1 protein-coding gene is annotated in these 2,542 nt (G+C 71.1%); it reads right to left on the bottom strand.

The window, feature by feature from the left end:
* Positions 1–2,542, bottom strand: a 2,542-nt coding sequence (locus GTY56_RS26780) for a condensation domain-containing protein (RefSeq protein WP_161367874.1), incomplete at both ends; no start/stop codon positions are given.

The raw sequence follows: 2,542 nt of genomic DNA, 5'->3' as shown, positions 1-2,542 counted from the left end.
CCCGTCGAACCCGACGTATAGATCACATACGCCAACGCACCCGGCACGATCGAAGCCTCGGGTGCCGTGCCGGGAAGCAGTGCCAGCTCACCGTGGAGGCGCGGGTCGTCCAGCCACACGACGCGGTCGGGCCCGAAATCGTCGCCCAGTCCCTCCGCCGCGTCCCGGAGGCCGATCACCACTCCCGCACCGCTGTCCGTCAGCATGAACGCGATCCGCTCGGCCGGATGCTCGGGGTCGAGCGGCACATACGCACCGCCTGCCTTCCACACCGCCAGAATCGCGACGATCATCTCGACGCCACGCGGCAGGCACAGGCCCACCACCGACTCCGCACCGACACCACGGGTGATCAGCAGCTGGGCGAGCCGGTTCGCCCGCGCGTCCAGCTCCGCGTACGACACCTCCACACCCTCGAACACCACCGCCACCGCGTCCGGGGACTCCGCCACCCGCGCAGCGAACAAATCCGGCACAAGAACGTCCGGCACCAGCGCCGTCGTGTCGTTCCATTCCGTCACCACCCGGCGGCGCTCCGCCTCACCCAGCACATCCACCGCGCTCAACGGCAGATCCTCGCCACCATCCAGCGCGTCTTCCAGTGCGGAGACCAGGCCCTCGGTCACGGTCCGCACCAAGGAGCCGACGGCGTGCGGGTCGATCGGAGCCACCGCATCGACGGACAGCCCGATCCGGTCCCCGCTGTCGTCGACGGAGACGGCGAGCGGATAGTTGGTGCGCTCGCGCGAGAAGACGGGCCGGAACCCCTGTGGGGCGTCCGCGGGCCGGCCCTCGGCGCCGGCGGGGGTAGCGGGGGTGTTGTGCCGGTAGTTGAGGAACGAGGTGAACAGCGGCACGTTCGCTGCAACACCGCTGGCGCGTTGTGCCACGGTCAGGGTCGCGTGTTCGTGCTCCAGAAGTTCGGCCAGCTGTCCGCGCATCGCGAAGACGGCGGCCAGGGCGCCCACCTCGGCCGTCCGGACGCGCACGGGCAGCGTGTTGAGGAAGGGGCCGGGTACCCGGTCGGCGCCGGCTCCGGCGTTCATACGGCCGAACAGGACGGTGCCGAACACCACGTCGTCCCGGCCGCTGACGGCCGCCACGGCCCGCGCCCACGCCACGTGCATCACGGTCGCCGCACTGACTCCCAGGCGGCGCGAGATCTCCCTGAGACGATCGCGCAGCTCGGGTGAGAAGCCCACTTCGGACCGCTTCACGCCGGACCCGTCGGCGAGTACGTCCGTCAGGCCGAACGGAGCCGTCGGTTCGTCCACGTCGCCGAGCAGGTTCTCGAAGTAGCGCTCGTGTCCGGCGCGTGCCGACGCGTCGCGCGCCTGGGCCACGAAATTGCGGAACGGCAGTGGCTGCGCGAGCGCTTCACCACGGCCCGCCAGGAATGCCCCTACCTCGGCCAGCAGCACTTCGAGGGCCGTGTGGTCCTGGACCATGTGGTGCACCCGGACGAGGGCAAGCCACCGGCCGTCCGGCAGACCGGCGGTGTACGGGTGGATCAGCGGGGCCCGTCCCAGGTCCATCGCGCCGCTGCCGATCGTCATCAGCTCGGCCACCGGGTCGGTGCTCCGCGGGTCCAGAGCCACTTCGTCCACCGGCAGCGCGGCCCGGCGCCACACGACCTGGACCGGCTCGCTCAGGCCCTCCCACACGATCGCAGTGCGCAGGATGTCATGACGGTCGACCACCCGCTGGAGGGCGTCGAGGAAGGCGTGCAGCCGGTCGCGGGAGTCGAATTCGAGGACCGTCGGCATCACATACGCGTCCTCACCCCCCTCGGCGAGCATGTGGTGGAAGAGCAGGCCTTCCTGGAGGGGTGCGAGCGGGTAGACGTCGGCCACGTTGGCCGCCCCGCCGTCGACGCCCGAGACGACCCGCTCGATCTCCTCGGCCGACAGGTCCACCAGCGGCAGCATCTCCGGCGTGATCACAGTCGCGCCCGCGGGGATGAGGTTCTCCGGCACCGCGACCCGTTCGGTGCCGACCGACAGCGCGAGCCCGGCCGGGGTCGGGGCCAGGAACAGCGAACGCACCGACACGGTCACGCCCCGCGCCCGCACCGCCTCGACGAGGCGGATCGCCAGCAGCGAGTGGCCACCGAGGGCGAAGAAGTCATCGTCGGCGCCGACGCTCTCCAGGCCGAGCACCTCGGCGAAGGCGGCGCACAGGATCTCCTCCCGTGCGTTCGCGGGGCCTCGTCCGGCGTCCGAGCGGTATTCCGGGGCGGGCAGGGCAGTCCGGTCGAGCTTTCCATTGGCATTGAGCGGCAGCGCGTCCAGCTCCACCACCGCCGACGGCACCATGTACGACGGCAGCCTCCGCGCGACGAACGCGTCTACTTCCGAGGTCAGTTGACCGTCGGAACCTTCGCTGGGCACGACGTAGGCGACCAGGCGCTTGTCGCCCGGGGTGTCCTCGCGGACGGTGACGACGGCCTGGGAGACCTGCGGATGCGCGGCGACGGCCGCCTGGACCTCACCCAGCTCGATCCGGAAGCCCCGTACCTTCACCTGCTCGTCGACCCGGCCCA

The sequence above is a fragment of the Streptomyces sp. SID5643 genome (genome assembly GCF_009872555.1).
In the GTDB taxonomy this organism is placed as follows: Bacteria; Actinomycetota; Actinomycetes; order Streptomycetales; family Streptomycetaceae; genus Streptomyces; species Streptomyces iakyrus.
The sequence above is the reverse complement of the archived record's forward strand: the minus strand, read 5'-3'. Positions and strand labels throughout refer to the sequence as shown.